Source organism: Actinacidiphila polyblastidii, from assembly GCF_036353415.1.
Taxonomy (GTDB): Bacteria; Actinomycetota; Actinomycetes; order Streptomycetales; family Streptomycetaceae; genus Actinacidiphila; species Actinacidiphila polyblastidii.
Window position 1 is genome coordinate 37,361 of the sequence record NZ_JAZEWV010000042.1, and the last position, 21,073, is coordinate 58,433.

The following is a 21,073-nucleotide window of genomic DNA, read 5'->3' on the forward strand; positions in this document are numbered from 1 at the left end:
CACAAATACGCCACTCGCTCCGGGCTGAAACCTGAGGTGCTGTCAGGTTGTCCGGTGTCGGTCCGGTCATCCGGTGTCGGTACCCCTCCCGGCGGGCTGGCATCCCTGGCCGGGACCGACGTTGGGGGGTGAAGGAGTGCGTTTGGGCGCACGTGCTTTCCGGTTGCGCTGGGTGACCTTGGTTTTCGCTGGCAGAAGGGGGACACCGGCGGGTCGGGTTGGGCCGTTCGGGGTGTCGTGCGGATGGCGGCTTTGGGTGGTGGGCAGTCCTGCCTCCTCGACGTGAGGGGAATGGGCATGGTCGGGCAGTTGGCACTTGGCGCATGATGACCGTCATGGAGAGCGTGGTCGAGACGATCAAGGTCTGGTTCCGGTTTGTCCCCCGCGAAGGGTGGTTCACGCAGGACACCGAGGGTCTGTGGGCGACGAAGCTAAGTGACGGCACGGCCCGTGTCGAGAATGCCCCGTTCCTTCAAGACGGGGTGGCCGAGGGCGACGTGGTGAAGTACCAGACCGACTCCGACGGGCTCCACTGGGCTGTCGGACAGGTCAGCTCCTCCGGTAACTGCACGGTCCGTGTTGTGCCCATACCCACTGGTCCCCTGGGTGACAGCCCACAGGCGGTCCATCAACGACTTTCGCCGTTCGGGCTTGGAGGTGAGGTCTTCAGTGAGAACTTCCCCATGGTGGCTTTCACCGTGCCAGCAGGCGCCGACTTCGCCGGCATCAAGGCTCTCCTGGCACGAGGGCAGACGGAGGAATGGTGGCATTACGAAGTCGGCTGCGGCACCGGCGAGTGGTGGGGCGCCTGATTTCTGCTGGAGCCTGCCGTCCCTGCGTTTCAAGCCCTGCCTCCCACTCGAAAGCGGCCTCGAACTGGGTCGCTCACCTGGGGATTGGGCGGACGTGGGGGCGGCCTTCGTCTGATCATGTGCTCCGACCAAGGTGCACGTGACCACGACGAAAGCCGTGAGGGTGAGTCTGCTGCCTGATGCTGTCCGGGGGGAAGCGTTCGCGGAAGCGTCACGCTTCCGGGCTGAGTTCTACGAGTGCCTGGCCGCTCGACGCGATGAGTTGTTCGAGCTGGTGGACGCGGTGCTGTGTGCGGACGGTGCGGTGAAGTCCCCGGTGGACTTGACGTTGCTGCCGGAGCACCGTCGTGGGCACGGAGCGATGTATGGCGGTCTGAACCACGGCCGGATCGACGTCGGCCGGCTGCGGACACTGCTGGCCGGGCTGCCGCTGCCGCGGTTCGACAACGGGCGCCTGGTCCTGGCGGTCGATGTGTCGCCGTGGCTCCGTTCGGACGCGCCGTGCTCGGCGGAGCGACTGTTCTGCCACGTCTACGGCCGTGCGAAGAGCGCCTCGCAGTTCATCCCGGGCTGGCCCTACTCCTTCGTCGCCGTGCTGGAGCCGGGCGTCTCCTGGACGCGGTCCGGCTCGGCCCGGTCGACGACGCGACCGCGGTCACCGCCGCCCAGCTCCGCGGAGTTGTTGAACGGCTCATCGCCGCGGGCCAGTGGCAGGCCGGGGACCCGGACATCGTGATCGTCAGCGATGCCGGCTACGACGTCACCCGCCTGGCGTGGGTCCTGCGTGACCTCCCCGTCGAGCTGGTCGGCCGGGTCCGCTCCGACCGCGTGATGCGGCTGCCGAAGCCACCGAGGATGTATGGGGTCAACGGCCGGCCGCCCAAGCACGGCCCGGAGTTCCGCTTCGCCAAGCCGGAGACCTGGCCCGAGCCCGCGATCACCACGGTCACCGACACCAGCAATTACGGCAAGGCCGAGACCCAGGCGTGGGACCGGGTCCATCCCCGGCTCACCCACCGCTCTTCACGGCTCGACCACGACGGCGAACTGACCCTGGTCGACGGCATGTTGATCCGTCTAACGGTCGAGCACCTGTCGAAGGAACGCGATGCTCCGCCGGTGTGGTTATGGTCCTCCAGGACCGGTGCCGCCCCCGACGACGTGGACCGTTGCTGGCGGGCATTTCTCCGCCGCTTCGACCTGGAGCACACCTTCCGCTTCGCGAAGCAGACCCTCGGCTGGACCACCCCGAAACTCCGCCCCCCCGGAGGCGGCGGACCGTTGGACCTGGATTCTGATCGTTGCCCACACCGAGCTCCGACTCGCCCGACCGCTTGCCGAAGACCTCCGCCGGCCGTGGGAGAAACCCACGACCTCCGACCGGCTCACACCAGGCCGGGTCCGCCGGGGGTTCAGGAACATTCGCGCTCACCTCGCCTGCCCGACCCGAGTTCCCAAACCCCGCGGCACCGGACCCGGACGGCCACCCGGCGCCAAGGACAAACACCGGGTACCCCGCTACGACGTCGGCAAAACCGTCAAACACCCCGAGACCCTCAAGGCCATCGGCAAGCCCGGAAGATCTTGGCAGATGGAAGAACAAGCTGAGTGGAAGCACCGGGGCGCGGGTTGCCTGCCCTCACCCGCGTCCCGGCGTTCGTGGATCACTGATCGGGGCGGGTCAGCTGATGCTGGCTATCTGGTTCCAGCCGCTAGCGGCGATGCGGCCGGGTTTGCCGGGTGTGCCGTCGAATTCGGTGGTGGAGGGCGTGGCAGTGCCGAGTTGGTCGACGAGAGAGCCTGTGGCGGTGGTGGCGATGAGGTCGGGAATGTTGTCGCCGCTGATATCGCCGACGCTGATGATCAAGGGATACGCCGCTGCAGTGTAGTTGCTTCCGATCTGCGTCTTGGTGAGGGTGATCTTACCGGTGGCGTCCTTAGAGGGCGTGTACTGGTCGAGGCTGCCGGTGGTCTTGTTGCGGGCCCAGAGGGAAGCCAGGCCGTTGTCGCCCGAGGTGTTCCCCGGGGCGATGACGGTGTAGGAATCCCAGCTGGTTGTGCCGATTTCTTGGGGCGTGTCGAAGCCGTTACCAGCAGCGTTGCCGGGGAAGAACCACAGCTGGCCGCCCGTTTCCTCGGTAACGAGGTCAGGGATGCCGTCGCCGTTCATGTCGCCCGGTGCGATGAGTTGAGCGACCGAGCTCCACGTCGCCGCGTATCCAGCGCAGGCGTTGCAAGACGGCCTAGTGATAGAAATGCGGAGCCCGCGTGAGTAGTACTGATTGTTGTAGTAGGCGATGCCTTCTGGTGTGTCGACGTTGTTCCGGTACAGCGAGAGCGCATGATTCGTGCCCAGTGCCCAGAGTTCATCGGCCTTTGTGGTGCCGGAAGTTGAGCGTTGGGGCGTAGAGCGGTGTGCGGTGAGGGCTCCGGTCCAGCTGTTGTCGGCGTTGGGGCCGTCGGTGCTGTTGGAGGCGATGGCGCCGGCGGGGTTGAGCGCATTGGTCGGGAATATGCGCAGGCCCGGGTTGGTGGGGTAGCTGCCGGCGGTGGGGACGGCAGCGAGGTCGGGCAGTCCATCGCCGTCGATGTCGCCTGGGGTGACGTGTGCGCTGGGGTTGTCGCTGAGGTAGAAGCTGTAGCAGACCGCGCCGCTTTCATTGCCGGCATTGTCGACTGCTGCGACGTTGAGGAAGTAGGTGCCCCAGCTGGTCGGGGTGAGGGTGAGGGGGAACCCTGGCACGAGAAGGGTTCCGCCGTCACTGGCGAGGTCGGAGGCGGCACCGAGCGTCCAGTCGAAGTGGTGCAGTCCGCTTTCCGCGTCGGTACCGGCGATGGGCAGCCGCACCGAGGTGCCGACCACGCCCAAGGTGCCACCGTCTGTGCATGACCCCGAGGATGTATTGGAGTTGTTGATTGTCACGCCTGTGGGGGCGCTGGAGTCGTACCGGAAGTGGCAGGCGGTGGTGCTGTCGGAGTAGTTGATGCCGTCGTTGGTGCGCATGAGCCAGCCATAGAGGTGGCCGTTGACGAGGTTGGTGGTGGCGACGCGCTTGTGCGCGGTGCTTCCCGAGCCTTGCCATCCCTCGTCGGAGTTGCTGTCGAGGGCACCGCCGGGGCTGCTGCCGAGCGAGATGATGGCGGTTGCCCCGCCGGGGGTGCTGTCGTCCCATAGGGCGAACTGGCCGTATGCGAGTTGATTGTGGCTGGCGTCCGGGTCGCTGATCTTGCCTGCCAGGGTGACGTAGCCGCCGGAGCCGCCCTTGGGAATCCAACCCCACGGGCCGGTGGCGTTACAGCCCTGGGTGGTGTCGCCCGGTGCGTTCTGCGGCACCGGCGCGGCTGCCAGCGCGGTGGGCATATTGGGGATGGTGTTGTAGAGATAGCTGAGAGTCGCAGTCTTGGCGAAGCGCTTGAACAGGTCACGGTCGCTCTCGTTACCCACGAGTTCGAGGGTGACGACGCCGTCGCCGTCACTGCTCAGCGAGGAGGTGACGGTGAACGCGCTGGAGAAGGCGCCGGCGCATCCGGTGTTGTATGCGCCGCCGATCGGCTGGCTGTCGAGAAAAGTCGCCGTTCGGCCGTTGAAGTTGTTCCAGGTGCTGGAGGAATCGATGTGGGAGGCCATCGAGTAGGCCTTCACGTCGTGCGTGTCGCATCCGAAGCTGGCCGTATAAGTCTCGTCAACGGTCAGCGTTGCGTTCTTGATGGTCTTCGCATCGATGCCCGTGCCGACGTTGAACTGGTAGAAACTGCGTTCGGTGCCAGTGGGGCTATCGTAGCCCTGGTAACCGACGCCGATTCCGTGAGTGTCGTAGCTGGTGTTAGCGTCCCAGTTGGACGTATCGGGGTGACCGGACTGGATGTAGGTGTAGTCGGCACTCTTCGTGGACCCGGGCACCCAGGTCGGTGTTGGGTCGGGGTCGATGTACACCGGATAGGTCGTGTCATCCGCGGTCAGCAGGATGGCGGACGGCGTGAGCTGGAGGACGCCAGGCAAGAGTTGGACACCGACGGCAGCAACTTGTGAACCGGGGCCAGGGCCCTCGTCTGGCGTGGCGGCCCCAGCTTCTGCTTGCGCGCTGATCCCCATGCTTTTCACCGCTGGAGTAGCAGCCGAAGTGGCGCTGGTGGTGGAATCCCACATGACTGGTGAGGGAGCGTGGAATATCAGGGTGCCGCTCTCGTCGATGGCTGACAGGTTACCGGCGCTGTCGGCGGAGAGAGTCACGCCGGTCGTACTTGTCGTCAGGTTCAGGGTACTGAGCGCGGGATTCTGTGCGGCCTGAGCGGTTTTGATGATGATGGTGTCGCTGAATCCGCCTTGCACATTCGCTTGGACGGACAAATCCACGTCGGGCAGCACGTTGCTGTACACCGCAGTGGAGCCGCTGACGCTGGGTGTCGGTAGGGCCGTCGGCCAGGAGAACTCCAGCTGCTTACCGCCGTCATTCATCGCTGCCAGAGGTGTCGTTCCACCGCCGGACAGCGTCAGGGATGCGGTTGTGGCCGCAGTGGAGTAGGTGCCGTCCTCATTGCGGTGCGGTGTGGCGTCCAGTGGCAGCCATGCGCCGTCCTTCTGCACGCGCTGCGGGGAGGCGCTCATTTCCTGGAGGAATGTTCCATCAGGGTTGGCTGTCAACACCGAATAGGCGTCGGTTGCATAGGCGACCTGTGTGGGTTCGCCGGTTTCCCGGGCTTGTGTGGCGGCTGTCATCTCCGCCGTCTGGAGAGGCCCGGGAGACGTACCTGGAACGTCGTCGGCTTGCGCGGGAACAGATGCTACGAGGAGAGATGCCGCTATTCCGCTCGCGGCAACGAGCCCGATCAGCCTAGGCAGGTACCGACCGGGCGGTGGGTTCACAGGTATCACAGGTCCGCTTTCGGTGGATGTGGACGTGAGTCTCCCGGACGCTAGTTCGCTTCGAGGGAGTACGACAAGGCGATTCGGCCACCCGCTCAGAGAACATTTACAGACATTCTATGACTTTTACCTTCTTACTCTACGTAAGACAAATTTCTACCATGTTCGGTACGCAATCCGTCCAAGATTCCGTGGCATATGCAGCCTTTGCCAATCCATGACCATGTGTGTCGGCAAAATGCCTTAGCGTCAGCTCGCTATGGGGAGGTCCACGCGACAGGCGTGGCTGGTGGGGGAGTTGTGATGCGTCGTCGTCAGCGTGCAGCTGCACGTTTCGGTTTTGTTTCGTGCGCTGTTGCGTTGGCAGTCGTGGCGGCTCCACTGGGAGCTTCTGTGGCGGTGGCAGATGCGCGGCCGTCCACGTTGTGGTCTCCACGCCCACTACCGGATCAGCCGTCCGTCTCGGTTATGGACCCCGTTGCCGCGACCGGTCCAGTCCAGGAGCCGGCCGCATTGCGTGCAGCTCTTCAGGCTCAGCACCCGAAGGGCTCGATGCCGGCGCCTGTGGTGTGGCCGAGTGCCGCCGCAGTCGATGTCCCGCTCACCAAGGGGACTTCCATCGTGGTGCACCCTCGCGTCCCCGATGTGGTCTCACGCGCCGTCACCAGTGGGCCAATCTCGGCACCACAAGTCTCGGTGACTGCTCCAGTACACGCGGCTCGCCTACCGATCCTGCTGGGGCCGGCCGGCAGCCTGGACACGAACCTGCTGCCACCGACGGCGGCCGTGCGCGCGGAGCGCGCCACCAACGGCAAAGCGTTCATCCCGCAGAGCGTGCACGCCGCTGTGGCCTCGCACACGACCGCGCAGCGTGCGGGGGTCAACGGTCTGCTGATCTCGCTGTCGCGCACGGACACGAGCAGTAGCGCCGAGCGTGTGTCCGTAGCTCTGGACTATTCAGGGATCAAGGATGCCTTCGGAGCCGGATACGGCGAACGGCTGCGTCTGGCGTCGTACCCGACCTGCGTGCTCACCACGCCGGAGCTGGCATCGTGCCGCGTAGGCACACCGGTTGCCGCGTCAGCCAACGACACCGCGCACGACCGCCTGGTCGCCGACGTCACCCTTCCGAAGACCTCCGTGCCGTCGGCTGTACCGGATGCCGCGGACAGCAAGACGGTGGCACTCTCGAAGTCAGTGGTGTCTGGAGCGGTCGTCCTGGGAACTACACCGGATGCATCAGGTACGTCCGGCACGTTCAAGGCATCGCCCTTGTCGTCGTCTGGCAAGTGGGGCGCTTCGGGAGCCACGGGCGCATTCACCTACTCCTATTCCATTGCCGTTCCGCCCGCCCTGGGCGGGAAGGCGCCGAGTCTGACGCTGAACTACAACTCCCAGAGCGCTGACGGACGTACCTCGCAGACCAACAACCAGGGTTCCTGGGTCGGTGACTCCTGGACGCTGTGGCCGGGTTCGGTCAACCGTTCCTACCGGTCGTGCTCGGACGACGGCGAGGCCAGCACGAATCAGGAGCAGTGCTGGGCAGGCGACAACGCGAGCCTCACCCTGAACGGAGCGACTCACGAGCTGGTGCCGGCCAGCGCTCCGAACGCCGATGGCACCATCTCCACCTGGCGGTTCGCCGATGACGACGGATCGGTCGTCAAGGAGCTCACCGGGGCGACCAACGGTCTGAACGGCGGCACTTACTGGCAGGTTACCGACCGTGCCGGCATGACCTACATCTTCGGCGCCGATCACCTTCCCGCCGCCCAGAAGGGCACGGGCACCGACCAGTCGACTGCCAGTGCCTGGGGCGCGCCTGTCTACGGCAACGGAGCTACCGAGCCCTGCCACGCCAGCACCCTGGATGCCTCCTGGTGCACGCAGGGCTGGCAGTGGAACCTGGACTTCGTCATCGACGCGCACCAGAACATCACCGTCTACCGCTACAACGCCAGGACCAATTACTACAGCCGCGGCACCACGCATACCACTACTCCTTACATACGCAGTGGCCTGGTGAACACCATTACCTATGGCCAGAGCGTGACCGACTACAAAGCGGCCCACAACGCCGCCGCTAAGGTCGTTTTCACCCCGGCGCCCGACGGACGCTGCGACCCCACAGGTTTCACGTGCACCGGTGCGACGCTGAACTCGACCAACGCGTCGCACTGGCCCGACGTGCCGTTCGACCAGAACTGCGGTTCGGCGTCGTGCGCAATCTACTCGCCTAGCTTCTGGAGCAACGACCGGCTCACCACCATCACCACCTCGGTATGGGACACCAGTCTGAGCACGCCCGGCTACCGCACCGTCGACACCTACAACCTGGCCAACCAGGACTACCCCGACCCCAAGGACGGAACTGCCGGGGTCAACAACTCCGTTACGCCGAAGGCAATGTGGCTGGACTCCGTCCAGCACACCGGCAACGACACCGGTGGCGGGGGCTCCGCGGTGCCGGAGAAGGCCGTGACGTTCCAGGGCGCCTTCTATGCAAACCGCGTCCCCGGCCTGATCCAGCCCGCTGTGACGCCACTCAAGCGGCAGCGCATGACGCTGATCACCAACGAGACCGGCGCGAAGACCGCGATCTCCTACCAGAACGACACCTGCAGCCGCTCTGCGCCACCGTCGGAGGACAACGACCACACCACCTGCTATCCCGTGCGGTGGACACCAAGTGGCTACGCGGCGCCAATTCTCGACTGGTTCAACAAATACGTCGTGGGCGAGGTGGACGTATCGGACAATGCCACCACGGCCTCTCCCGCCCACGTCACGAAGTACGACTACTCCCAGGGATCTGCGGCCTGGCACCATGACGACGACGAGATCACCCTGGCCAAATACCGCACCTGGGACGAATGGCGGGGCTACTCCCAGGTCATCACCAGAGTTGGCTCGGGTAATGATCCTGTCAGCCAGTCCGCCTCCTTCTACCTGCAGGGCATGGACGGCGACCTCAACGCGAACGGTAGCCACAAGTCCATCAGCGTCGCCCCCGCCCGTGGAGGGGCGATCACCGATCGGGACGCATGGTCAGGGGAGACCTACCAGACTGTCTCCTACGACCGCAGCGGTGGCAGCCCGAGCAAGCGCACCGTCACCATTCCATGGATTTCGACGCCGACTGCTACCCACACGCGCGCCGACAATTTGCCCGCCCAGGTTGCGCAGTACACCGATACCGCTGCCACCTATGGTCAGACGCTGATCAGCGGCACCACCTGGCGCACCTCAGGCACCTTCACGTCGTTCGACGACGCGACGGGCCTGGCCACCGACGTGGACGACCGGGGAGAGGTCGACACCTCGGACCGGCCAGTAGCTGGTGGGACCACACCGGAGAAGTGCACCCACACCACTTACGCCACCACCACCGCAGGGGACACGACGGGGCTTCCGGCGGAGATCTACAGCGTGGCCGGCCCGTGCGGCACGGCTGTCGACGCCGCTCACGCCCTGTCCGACAGCAGGATGTACTACGACGACTCACCCACCTTGGGGAAGGTGCCCGGTGCAGGCGCCGTCACGTCGATGCAGGCGTTGAAGGACTTCGGCGGGACTGGTGGGGCCGCAACGTGGACCGCGGCCACCAAGGCCGCCTACGACAGCTACGGCCGCATCATTTCTGCCACCGACGCCATGGGCCGAACCACTGGTACGGCCTATCTTCCCGCCGGCTCCATTGCACTGCCCACTTCGACCACGGTCACCAACAACAAGGGCTGGACTACCACGACCACATATGACGTGGCCCGTTCGCTGATCCTGAGCACCACGGACGTCAACGGTCATGTCACTTCGTACGTCTACGACGGTCTGGCACGGCTCATCAAGGGCTGGTCGCCCGCTCACCCGAAGGCCACCAACGCCTCGACACCCAACGCCCAATTCGTCTACAACGTCTCCAACAGCGGTCCGACCTGGGTAGAGGAGCAGACGCTCCGTGACGATCAATCGACATACCGGCCGGACTACAAGATCTACGACTCGCTGCTGCAACTGCGTGAGGACCAGACCACCACGGCAGACGACACTGCCGGAGCGCGTCTGATATCGGCCACGTACTACGACTCGCTGGGCCGTGCCAGGGTCGCCGATTCCGCGTTCGTCAACACCGAGGCCGATCCGGGGCCGACGTTCAAACTGCCCGTCGACGCACAGGTGCCGAGTCAGACGGTCACTGCCTACGACGGCATGGGGCGCGTCACCTCTTCGACGCTGAACTACAACGCCGTAGCCCAGACGACTACCAGCACGACCTACCCTGTCGGCGACGAGACCGATGTAACGCCGCCGACCGGCGGCACGCCGACCGCCACCGTCACCGATGGGCGAGGGCAGACCACCGAAGTACGCCAGTTCCACAGCAGCACACCGACGGGCGCTTACGACGGCACTGGTTACGCCTACGACGCTGCCGGCCGACGGACTGCCCTGACGGACTCGTCGGGCAACACGTGGACGACCACATACGATCAGCTTGGCAACAAGGTCAAGACCACTGATCCTGACACCGGCACCACGAAGAGCGTTTACGACGATGACGCGGAGATCACCGAGGTCACGGACGCTCGCCACAGCCCGTCGGGTGGTGTCAGCACCAGTTACGACACGCTCGGGCGACCTACTGACACCTACGCGAGCCCGGCCGGTGGCAAGACATTTGTTCATCTCACGCACACGGACTACGACCCCACCGGGGCACTCGGCCAGGTAGCGGAGTCCACGAGCTACGACAGCGCTGGCAACGCCTGGACCAACACGGTCAGTGGCTACACCGCCGACTACCTCCCCACCGGGACGACCACCACGATCCCGGTAGGGGCGGTGCACAACACCGCGGCGATCAGCTATCCGACGACGACGTCGTACCAGCCGATCACCCGCAGCACTTATACCGCTAACCTTCCCGCAGTCGGCCCCATGCCGACCGAGTCCCTTACCTATGGGTATGACGACAACGGACTGACCGTCGACATGGGAGGCAAGGACAGCTACCTGTCGTGGATGGACTACACCCACCTCGGGCAGCCTCTGCGGGCTTACATGGGCGTCACCCCATCCGAGGTCACCGAAACCTACAACTGGGAAGCCTCCACAGGCCGCCTCCTCAACAGCGACCTCGACATGGAGTCCGGCGCCACACATGTGGACGCCACGAGCTACACATACAACCCCGCCGGCTCGATCACCTCCATCAGCGATGTGCAGGACGGTGGCGGCGCGGCCAAGACGGACACTCAGTGCTTCAAGTACGACTACCTGCAGCGTCTGACCGACGCGTGGACCGATTCCGGAACCACCACCACGGCGCCTATTCCGTCCATCCAGGGCGTCGGCGGCTGCGCGAACACCACGCCCAGCACCGGGAGCCTCGGGGGGCCGGACCCGTACTGGCAGTCCTACGGCTATGACGCCACCGGTAATCGCACGAGCCTGACCGATCACTCAGTCACCGGTGTCAGTAGCCAAGACACCACTACCACCGAGGCCTACCCCGGCTCCGTGCCTGGTGCCAGCGGTCCGCACACCGTGGCCACCGCCACGATCACCGGCAACGGTGGCGGCAACCAGTCCTTCACTTACGACGCGTCGGGCAACACCACTGAGATCAAGAAAGACCCTGGCAACAAGGACCTGGCCGCCGGCGCCACCCTGCAATCCGGCCAGAGCATGGTCTCCAACAGCGTCCGACTGAGCATGCAGGCCGACGGCAACCTCGTCCTGTACTCGCTCAAGTCCGGACAGTCCCTGTGGTCCTCCGAAACAGCTGGGCACGCCGGGGCAGTGGCAACCATGGGCACGGACGGCAACTTCACCGTCCACACCGCAACCGGCACCACGCTGTGGTCCGCCCCCGTCTCCACCGTCACCGCTGGCTCCTTCGCCAGGCTCGGCGACGACGGCCGACTCGTCGTCACCACCAGCGACGGCACCGAGTACTGGGACACCAAAACCTCCACATACGACCGGTCTGCCGACGACCTGAAGTTCACCTACGACGACACCGGCCGCCTTGCCACTACCACCCAGGCCGGTAGCAGCGGCACCGCCGCCACCACGTACATCTACGACGCTGGCGGCAATCTCCTGGCGCGCACGGACGTCAACACCGGCACAACCACCACCACGCTTTTCCTTGGCGCCGACCAGCTCACCCTCGACGGCACGGGTAACGCCACATCCGACACCCGCTACTACGCCGTCGCCGGAGGGCCCACCGCTGTACGCACCGCCACCACTGGCAAGACCGGCACGGTGCTGCACTTCCAGGCCGCAGACCCCCACGGCAGCGCGCTGACCGACATCACCGCCGACAACAAGACCGTTACCCGCCGTGCGTACACCCCCTTCGGACAGGACCGCACCGCCGGCGGCAATCCGACCACCTGGCCGGGCGGCAAGGGCTACGTCGACGGTACCCCCGACACCACCACCGGTTTGACCAACCTGGGCGCACGTGAGTACGACCCCGATCTCGGCCGGTTCCTCTCCGCCGACCCAGTCCTGAACGCGGCAGACCCACAGTCGCTGAACGGCTACGCCTACGCGGACAACACCCCGATCACCGCCTCCGACCCCACGGGGCTGATGCGTGACGGCGGCGGTGACTGTGGGACGAACTGCAATGTCGGCGGGCACTCCGCCAACGACTGTCCGCCGTTCTGCAGTCCCGACGGCATGGCGCACGGCCCCAGCAACGCGAAGAACGACTGGTTCGACAACGTCGACTACGACATACCCCCCGCTCGGACCCACCACCACCACAACGGGTTCACCAGCTGGGTCTCCTCCGCTGCCCACGAAACCAGCCGGACGTTCGTGCAGGGGACCCGCGTCGTGTATCACGTGAGCGGCGCCTCGGACGTGGTCGGCTGCGTGACCGATCCCAGTGTGGGAGGCTGTGCCACAGCCGCGGCGATCACCGCGGGGTTCGTTCTCACCGGCGGTGAGGACGAACTGGAGATCGCCGCCTACAGGGGCGTGGAAGAGGTGGGCGAGGAAGCCGCCGCCGACGCGACCGCCGAAGGCGCCCAGGCTGTCGAAGAGGGTGTCAAATGCAGCTTCACGCCCACGACTCCGGTCCTGATGGATGGCGGCAAAACTAAGCCCATCGGTGACATTAAGCCGGGCGACCACGTCGAAGCTGCCGACCCTGCCAACGGGCGCCATCAGGGTCCACGTACGGTAACGGCGACCCACGTCAACCACGATCACGACCTCATTGATCTCACCGTCGAGACCAGCCCCGGCACGGTCACCACCATCCACACCACCTCCAAACACCCCTTCTGGGACGACACCCGCCACACCTGGGTTGCCGCCGGCCGTCTCATCCCCGGCCACGCCCTCGAAACAGACCACAACGCCCACGTCCGCGTCACCGCCGTCCACGTGGTCCCCGGCGCGGCCGACATGTACAACCTCACTGTCGACCAACTGCACACGTACTATGTGCTGGCTGGGGTTACGCCGGTCCTGGTTCACAACTGTGACAACCAGATTTACGAGGCGAATCCGAAGCACGGGTCTGAAGCGCGAGCGACCTCCCGCGGTGGGAGTAGCGCTGAGCCCGCTGATGGCCAGGGTGCACTGGATAATTCGGTTCAGATTAAGGGGACATCGCCTCGCCGCGTCGGAATTGACCCCAGTAACGGTGATGTTGTAATTCTCGATCGGCATCTTGAGGCCCCCTGTGACTGCGGCGGTACAAACGAGTTGTTCCACGGGCATGTGCGCACAGATATCAATTCTGACCCAGGGATGCAAGCTGCAAGGAATGCATTGCGGCGCGCTATCAAGACAGGGGATATAGTAGTGCCATGAGCGACGACACATCTGCAGACCACGCCTGGCGTGCGGAGATGCTGGATGACCTTGCGAGCGGCGACGCTTCTCGGTCGACTCGAGCCCTCCTGTCGCTGACATACAACGACCCGGATCGCTCCTGGGTTGAAGAACTTCTACTGGGGCAATTGCGAGAGGGAAATGATCCCCAGTTGCGATCTCTCGCAGTCACGTGCATGGGGCATCTTGGGAGGATGCGCGGAATTGTGAGCGCTCGGCTTTTCGCCACCCTTGAGGGGCTACTGGGAGATCCCGTGCTGGGCGGGATCGCTGAAGATGCCCTGGGTGACGTCAAGCATTTCGCGACGGTGCTCTAAGCGTGATGTTCGTCAACCTTCACGGGTCGTCGGACCATCAAACAGCATGAATTCGCGAAGATGTCTCCGGGACCCGCTCAGATGGCCTTCTGAGCGGGTCCCGGAGTGTTGACGGCAGTAGTTGACGGCAACGTCAGCGGACGGGTGCTGCACAAACCGGCGGGTCGTCGCCGTCGCCGTCGTCGGACTCGGGAGAGGGCTGGTCGAGGTTGCCGAGGGCGTGGCCGAGGAGGTCGATGGCCTGGCGTTGGAGGCGGAGCCGGACGTGTGCGTAGACCGTCGCGGTCACGCCGATGTGCGCGTGACCCAGCAGCTCCTTGATGATGACGAGTTCGACGCCCTGCTCCAGGAGGAGCGTCGCGGTTGAGTGGCGGAGGTCGTGGAACCGGATCGGCCGCAGGTGTGCGTCGCGGAGCAGGGCGTTGAAGTGCCGGGTGAGTGTGGCGGGCTCGATCGGGTGCCCGTCGGGCCGCGTGAAGACGTACCCGCTGCCCTGCCACTCCGCGCCCGTCTGGTCCCGTTCCCCGGCCTGCCGCTCGCGGTGGGCGCGGAGCGAGGTGACGCAGGATGACGGCAGGGCGATACGTCGCTCGGAGCTGATGGTCTTGGTCGGCAGTCCGGTCAGGCCGCTGCTGCGGGTGCGCTGAAGGGTGCGGCGAATGCTCGCGGTGCCGCCGTCGAGGTCGAGGTCTCCCCAGCGCAGGCCCAGCAGTTCACCCTTCCGTAGCCCGGTGCGCAGCGCCAGTTCGAATAGCGCGGCGAGACGGTGCCCCTGGGCGGCGGCGAGGAACGCTCGTGCTTCCTTGGCGGTGAGGGGTTCGAAGCGGCGGGGGCGAGGTGTGCCCATGCGGACGTTGCGGGGAATCTCCTCCTCGCGGACGGCGTGCTCCAGGGCGGACTTGAGCACGGAGTGTACGTAGGCCAGGGTCAGCGGGGAGAGTCGCTTGTGGCAGCACTTCCCAGCCGCGCAACACTGGGGCTGGTCGCGGCTGGTGTCGATGCCGCGTGCGCAGCACCGGCAGACGGTCCGCAGCTCGTTGAGCCAGGTGCGGACGTCCTTGGCAGTGAGCTTCGAGAGCTTCTTCGAGCCCAGCCCCGGTATGAGGTGCTGATGGACGACGGCTGTGTAGCGGGTGTGGGTGGTCTCACGGAGGTGGTGGACGGCGACGTTGTCCAGCCAGTACGTCAGGTACGCGGCCACGCTGCCCTGCGCGGACGGGATGGGAAGGCCGCGGTTGCTGGCGGCCATTTTCTCGGTGATCTTGGCCAGGGCCTCCTTGCGGGTGGCTCCGTAGACGCGGACGCGCTTGCGGGTGTCGCCTGCCGCGAGGACGTATCCGGGCTTCTCAACGCCCGTCTTTGCGCTGGTAGACGCTGCCGTCGCCGTTGGCGCGTGCGCGGCGGGAGGGGCTGCTGTCTCGGGGCGTGGTCATCAGGCGGCTTCCTGGTCGAGGCGGGTGCGGATGAAGTCGGTGAGGGCGTGGGTGGGGATGCGTCGGGCGCGGCCAAGGGTGATCGAGGCGAGCTGGCCGGAGCGGAGGAGGTCGTAGACGGCGGAGCGGCCGAGCTGGAGGCGGGCCATGACCTGGGGCACCGTGAGCAGGTCCAGCACCGGCGCCCCCTCTGCGTGGAGGACGGCGAGCGGGCGTGAGGCCATCAAGAGCCCCCTTCGGCCGAGAACTGCCGTTCCAGTTCCTTGGCGGTGCCAAACGTCAGCGGCGAGGAGTCGCGCGCCGGGGCTGTAGCCCGAGCCGAGGTAGTCCCAGTGGCCGACGACGAGCGTGGTCGCCGGGTCGGACTCGGGCAGGCCGGCGTGGGCGCGGGCCTGCTCCGTGCGCCAGGTGCGGCGGACGGCGCGCAGCGCGCCGAGGGTGGTGGAGTAGCGGCGGGACTTGGTGGAGAAGTGGCCGCGGAAGCCGAGCATGTGCGCCCATTTCCAGAGCTTGAGGTCGGCGAACTCTGGGCGTTTTCCAAGCTCCCAGCAGGTGTGGATCATCTGGCGGACGTGGCGGGCGACGCCGAGGCGTGGCAGCGGGCGGGCCTGTCCGGTGCCGTCGCAGGCGGTGCACGGGAGTGGGGTGTCGTGGGGCAGGAGAGTGGCGCCGCGTCCGTGGCAGGGGCGGCAGAACAGGGCGTGGTCGAGGGTGCCGGAGGCGTCGGCGGACTTGGTGGCGTACTTGGCCACGTAGGCGGCAACGGCCTGGTCGGTGAGTTCGGCGTCGGTGCCGAAGGCGGCGATCTCGCGTACGTCGAGCTGTTCGCCCCAGGCGAGTTCGCGTTCCCCGACTGCGTCCGATGCGACGGAGATGCGCGCGCGGGGTGCGGCGGCTCGGATGGCGTCGGTGAGCGCGGTGGCGGTGGCGTGCGGGGGTGGCGGCTGGGTGCTGCCGTCGGGGCCGTCGAGCCGGATGACGGCGTGGAAGTGGACCAGGCCGCGCTTCTGGTATTCGGCGACCTTGGCGAAGGACATGCGCAGGACCGAGCGGGCGGCTTTCTGGGTCATGCCGAGCCGGGCGGCGAGTTCCCGGCGCAGGTAGGTGGTGAAGCGGGCCCACAAGGCTCCGGAGTGGGCATTGAAGAGGACTGCCCCTGCGTAGTCGTACGTCGCGGGGTTCAGCGGCGTACCGAGCAGCGGGTCCGTGGGCTCGTGGCGGGTGCGGCAGCGGCAGGGCCGGATGTCGCCGCCGGGCGTGGTGGGGCGGTTGTGGACGGGGCCGAAGGAGGGGGCGGTGAGGGTGGCGAAGACGCGGGGGTGGGTGCGGACGGTGTCGGGCACGGTCTTGCCGCCGGTCAGGCCGGCGCGGATGAGGTGGTAGGTGTCGGCGGCGTAGAGGCGGGAGCAGGCCGGGCAGCGCGAGGCCCTGCGGTTCCCGCATGTGGTGAGCAGATTGCCGGTGGGTTCGTCGGAGGAGGTGTAGGAGCGCAGAACTTCGCCGGTGGTGGTGTCGACGGTCGTGCTCTGGCCAGTTAGGCGGACGGGCTCGGTGCAGCCGCCGAGGTGTTCGATCTGGCGCTGTGCGCGGTCGAAGTCGGGGTGGTTGACGAGGTGGATCAGGTCCCGCACGGCGGGGCTTGCCACGTGGCGCAGGTCCAGGGTGACCATTCGGGGCGTGTCCCTTCTGTCGGGGGGTGGTCCCGAGCAGCAACCAGCCGGTCAGGGAGGCGGGTTGGTGCTGCTCGGGGCATGACGAACAGGCCCATAGGCGGGCGTGGGGTTCAGCGAGGGGGATTCGGCCGGTGAGGGGCGGGGCTCAGAGGTGAGCGAGTGCGGCGGTGGCGATTGGCAGGGCGACGCCCATGCGGGTCCCCAGTTGGGCGGCGGTGATGAGCTGACCGTGCTCGGCGTGGTGGGTGTCCGCGATGCGCCGGGCGGCGTTGAGCAGAGCGGTGGGCAGGGCCGGGCGGGAGGCGGTCGCGGTTGTCCTGGCGATGGCGACCGGCGTGCTGGCCTGGGCCGGAGCAAGGTTGGGCTCCGGGGCTTCGACGGTCGGGGTGACCGGAGCTGGATCAGGGGCCGGGGCGGGTTCGGTGACCGGTGCAGGGGCTGGGGATGGGGTGGCAGGGGCGAAGGCCCCAGCGGGCACCGTCTCAGCGGCGGGGATGCGGACGGGTTCGGCGGCGGCCTCCGGGGGCGGGGGTGGCTGGGTGAGTGTGTGGAACTGGGCGAGGAACGAGGGGCCGACGCGGCCCCAGCCCAGGAGCAGGAGTGGGGCGACGGTGTCCAGGCAGGCGCGTCCGTAGCGTCCGGTCAGCAGCGGCTCGGCGGTGTTCAGCGCGAGGGTGAGCAGCCCGCACAGGTGCAGCAGCCGGGTACCGGCCTTCAACTCGTTTTCGGTGACGCCGTGCAGGGCGAGGAATCGCAGCGCGACCGGCAGCCTGACGACCGACAGGTCCACCATCGGCGCCACCAGCGGGGCGATCGGGTGGGGTACGCCGAGCCGCAGGGCGAGCGCCCACACGTTGCCGAAGGAGAAGACGAAGGCCAGGGCCGCGATGACCGCCATGACCACGGTCACGGTGCGCCGGGTGAACCGTTCCTCGGTCATGTGTGGGGCCTCCTTCCGGGGTGGGGTTCGGGGATGATCACGGAAGGCGCTTGGCCAGCGGCACGACTGTGCGGTCCGTCGGCGCGGTGCCGGCCCAACCGGGAGGGCCGGGGACGGACTCCAGGTACAGGGCCGGGTCGATGGCGAGGTGGGTGGTCGCTTCCGCGATGCGGGCCGCGTCGGCGTCCGGCACATAGGGGGTGCGGATGCGGGTGAAGCCGGGGCGGCCCTGCATCGCCATGACGGCGACGCCGACGTAGGCGGGGTCCTGCAAGGTCACCGGGCTGGCGTCCGGCCAGTTGCGGATGTCGTCCCCGAGCGCGGCAACGGCGGCTTCCGCCGTCTTCTGGGCGAAGGACAGCCCGACCGGGCACACGTCGCGGATGAAGGTGGGGATCGCGTCGCCGGTCACCTTCTGGCTGACCAGGATGACCAGGAAGCCGACGCTGCGGCCCTTCTTCACCAGGTCTTCGACTAGGCGCGCGTTGTCCGCCGTCAGCGCCGCCAGGTGCTTTGTCTGCGGGTCGTTGCCCTTGTAGTCGCGCAAGTAGGTGTGGGCCCCGTCGATGATCAGCACGGTCAGCGGCCAGACCTCCGAGGGACCGACGTGCCACATGTTCTTCACCCCGAGCACGTCACGGATCGCCGAGGACCGAGTACGCCGCAGCGCGACCAGGCGCTTGAACAGCGCGTTCGCCTCGTCCAGGTCGTCACCGACGAACGCGAACAGACGGCTCCGCAGGTCGGCGTAGTCACCCTCATAGGCGGCCGACACCTTCCCGTCGGCCACCGCGAACTGCACCGCCCGCGACGGCGCGAGGTCACAGACGAGCCGGTTGATCAGCGAGGTCTTGCCCGCACCGGGGACGCCGGCCACAGTCACGCCGGGCACGTTGGCCAGCGAGACGCACACCGGAGCGGCGTACTCGTCCACGCCCAGCTCCCACCGCGACAGGTCCGTGGGCGGGCGGCCGGTGGGACGGTGCTCGGTCTGCGTGACCAGCGGATCCAGGCGAACGCCCCGGATCACCACCCGGCCGGGGCCGTCCGGCAGCACGGACACCCGGGTACACCGCCAGGAGTCGGCCAAGAACCGGGCCGCGCCCTGGAACTCCTCCAATCCGACCTTCGGCAGGCACTTTGCCCGCACGACCACCCCGAACTGATCAGCCGCCACCTTGATCTTCGGAGTCAGCACGCGCGGCGTGGGCGTCGTGCCCTTCGGCGCGGTCAACTGCCCCAGCAGGCCGGGAGTCTTGTCGGTGACGGTCAGGCCCGCCATCCGCGCCAGGCGCATCCACCCGAAGCACACCCGCACGGCCTGCCGGATACTGGCCCGGGTGCCCCGGTCGGCGCGCACGTAGCGCAGCAAACCCAGCAGCAGCCAGCCTGCCACCAGCGCTATGACGACCGGCAGTACGTCCGGCGCGTGGGCGATCACGGTTCCCATGTCACGCCCCCGGCTTCGCTCAGCAGACGGAACACGTCGCCAAGGTCGAGGGCCGCAGCGTCGGCCGGGCTCAGGCCCAGCAGATCGAGTACGGCCCGGGACACGGAGCACGTCAGGGCGTTCTCGGTGCCCGGCAGGGGCCGCAGCGGATAGGTCTCCCGCTCCGGAGCGGGATCACCGAAGCGGATCACTGGGCCGCCTCCACCATCACCAGTTCCAGGCGGGCGGCCCGGTAGGCGACGCCGTCGGAGAGCTGACCGTTGAAGATCCGCGCCCACGGAGTCGCGAACAACTCCACCGGCCGCACCATCGCACCGGGCTTGAGCCCGGCGGCCAGGCCCGTCTCCGGGACCGTGATCTTCAGGACCTCGGCCCGGCCGTCCTCCATCAGCATCACGGTCACCGTGTACAGCGACGCCCCGGTCTCCCGGTCGGTGGCGACCTCCCCGGTCTGCTGGTCCTTGATCTTCAGCACCGGCTCGGTGCCCGCGATGCACACCGCCGACGGCAGCAGGGCAACACGGATTCGAGTCATGGCCACGCCATCACATCCTCGTTCGATGGAGCCGCTTGATCGGCTCGCCGCAACTCTAGCGACACACCCACTACGCGCGCAACGGTCGATTCGTATCGCTACACCTGCGCGGCTGAGACGCAGAGGACGCCCGGGTGTCCCGCGAGTGCCGCCGCCGCTACCCTCGTGCTATGAAGCTGCCCCTGGGAGAGGACCCCCGGCCGCCGTACGTCCAGGCCGCCGACGTCCTGCGCGCCGCGATCCAAGACGGCGAGTTGAGCCCGGGCGAGCGACTTCCCTCCGCGCGCGAGCTGCAACGGCGCTTCGGCATCGCCAGCTCGACGGTCCAAAACGCCCTGCGGCTCCTCAAGGGCGAAGGGCTGATCTACTCCGTCCTCGGCCGGGGCAGCTACGTGCGGACACCGGAAGCGCCGGCCGAAGGGAGCACGGAGGCCGCAGGGGGCAACGAGATCGACCCTGGCGACTCCGATCCCGCGTACACCGGTCTTGGCGACCTCCAGCACGGATGGCAGACCGCGCCCGCTGACGACCCACGCCCGCCGTACGTGCAGACCGCGGACGCCCTCCGCAACGAAATCCAGAACGGCCGGCTGGCACCGGGCGCCAAGCTGCCGTCCGCCCGTGAACTGCAAGAGCAGTACGGCATCGCCAACTCCACCGCGCAGAACGCCCTGCGGCTCCTCAAGGACGAGGGACTGATCTACTCCGTGCAGGGCCGGGGCGTGTTCGTCCGCCAGCTCAGCCCGCGCGATCAGTTCCTCAAGGACTACAACGAGGGGCTGGAGGAGATGGCGGCCCAGCGCCGGGCGGACGAGGAAGCCGTACGGCTCAGCGGCAAGACCGACGACGAGGTGGCCGCCGAACTGGAAGCCGCCGAGGAGCGCTTCGCGAAGGCTGGCACCGAATTCGAAGCCGCCAGCGCCCACCGCGACGCCATGCGAGCAGTCATGGAGCAACGCAAGCGCCTGAGCGGCAACTACACGCCCGAGGAGAACGCCGCGAAGGCCCAACGCCTGCGCGACCGGCTGGCCGAAGGCAAGCGCCGACGCTGAAGCCCGCCGAGCACAACAGCAGCGCACGAGGCGCTTGAGCCGAGCTGTTCAGAGTTTCTTTACTTGATCAAGGCGGCCCGCTGACGCGGGCCGCGGGGGGCCCGCCCGCGGGGGCCCCCGCCCCCCCCGGGGGC

Annotated in this window: 10 protein-coding genes and 3 pseudogenes; 5 read left to right on the plus strand and 8 right to left on the minus strand. The window is 67.1% G+C overall.

The features are described 5' to 3' along the window. Nucleotides 1-323: 323 nt before the first annotated feature. On the plus strand, nt 324-812 hold the full coding sequence (locus V2S66_RS30405) for a DUF4265 domain-containing protein (RefSeq protein ID WP_330799966.1): 489 nt from the start codon (nt 324-326) through the stop codon (nt 810-812). 163 nt (nt 813-975) lie between these two features. After that, nucleotides 976-2,373 (plus strand): annotated as a pseudogene (locus tag V2S66_RS30410) (NF041680 family putative transposase); the annotation flags it as partial. 120 nt (nt 2,374-2,493) lie between these two features. Here V2S66_RS30410 and V2S66_RS30415 read toward each other — a convergent pair. Then, nucleotides 2,494-5,529 (minus strand): hypothetical protein, encoded by a 3,036-nt coding sequence (locus V2S66_RS30415; protein WP_330799967.1) that lies wholly within the window; start codon nt 5,527-5,529, stop codon nt 2,494-2,496. An 843-nt stretch (nt 5,530-6,372) separates the two neighbouring features. Here V2S66_RS30415 and V2S66_RS30420 point away from each other — a divergent pair. After that, nucleotides 6,373-13,518, plus strand: coding sequence for a polymorphic toxin-type HINT domain-containing protein (locus V2S66_RS30420; RefSeq protein WP_330799968.1), 7,146 nt, complete (start codon nt 6,373-6,375; stop codon nt 13,516-13,518). Next, the gene (locus V2S66_RS30425; protein WP_330799969.1) at nt 13,515-13,856 is read left to right on the plus strand and encodes a hypothetical protein; all 342 of its coding nucleotides are present in this window, start codon (nt 13,515-13,517) and stop codon (nt 13,854-13,856) included. Before V2S66_RS30420 ends, V2S66_RS30425 begins: the two co-directional genes overlap by 4 nt. A gap of 133 nt (nt 13,857-13,989) precedes the next feature. On the opposite strand, the pseudogene V2S66_RS30430 reads toward V2S66_RS30425, so the two are convergent. From V2S66_RS30430 to V2S66_RS30460, 7 genes and pseudogenes are all read right to left on the minus strand, one after another. Continuing rightward, nucleotides 13,990-15,289 (minus strand): annotated as a pseudogene (locus V2S66_RS30430) (tyrosine-type recombinase/integrase). After that, nucleotides 15,289-15,513 (minus strand): helix-turn-helix domain-containing protein, encoded by a 225-nt coding sequence (locus V2S66_RS30435; protein ID WP_330799970.1) that lies wholly within the window; start codon nt 15,511-15,513, stop codon nt 15,289-15,291. The pseudogene V2S66_RS30430 and the gene V2S66_RS30435 overlap by 1 nt, the downstream one beginning before the upstream one ends. Further along, nucleotides 15,513-16,959: pseudogene (locus tag V2S66_RS30440) on the minus strand (replication initiator). The gene V2S66_RS30435 and the pseudogene V2S66_RS30440 overlap by 1 nt, the downstream one beginning before the upstream one ends. Nucleotides 16,960-17,107: 148 nt before the next feature. Beyond that, nucleotides 17,108-17,902 (minus strand): SpdA protein, encoded by a 795-nt coding sequence (locus V2S66_RS30445; RefSeq protein ID WP_330799971.1) that lies wholly within the window; start codon nt 17,900-17,902, stop codon nt 17,108-17,110. Between the two features lie 37 nt (nt 17,903-17,939). Further along, the gene (locus V2S66_RS30450; protein WP_330799972.1) at nt 17,940-19,352 is read right to left on the minus strand and encodes an FtsK/SpoIIIE domain-containing protein; all 1,413 of its coding nucleotides are present in this window, start codon (nt 19,350-19,352) and stop codon (nt 17,940-17,942) included. Beyond that, the gene (locus tag V2S66_RS30455) at nt 19,340-19,543 is read right to left on the minus strand and encodes a hypothetical protein (RefSeq protein WP_330799973.1); all 204 of its coding nucleotides are present in this window, start codon (nt 19,541-19,543) and stop codon (nt 19,340-19,342) included. The genes V2S66_RS30450 and V2S66_RS30455 overlap by 13 nt, the downstream gene beginning before the upstream one ends. Next, nucleotides 19,540-19,893: an SCO3933 family regulatory protein gene (locus V2S66_RS30460; RefSeq protein ID WP_330799974.1), complete on the minus strand. Its 354-nt coding sequence runs from the start codon at nt 19,891-19,893 to the stop codon at nt 19,540-19,542. Before V2S66_RS30460 ends, V2S66_RS30455 begins: the two co-directional genes overlap by 4 nt. A 164-nt stretch (nt 19,894-20,057) precedes the next feature. Here V2S66_RS30460 and V2S66_RS30465 point away from each other — a divergent pair, with 164 nt between their 5' ends. Next, nucleotides 20,058-20,939 (plus strand): GntR family transcriptional regulator, encoded by an 882-nt coding sequence (locus V2S66_RS30465; protein ID WP_330799975.1) that lies wholly within the window; start codon nt 20,058-20,060, stop codon nt 20,937-20,939. Nucleotides 20,940-21,073 lie beyond the last annotated feature (134 nt).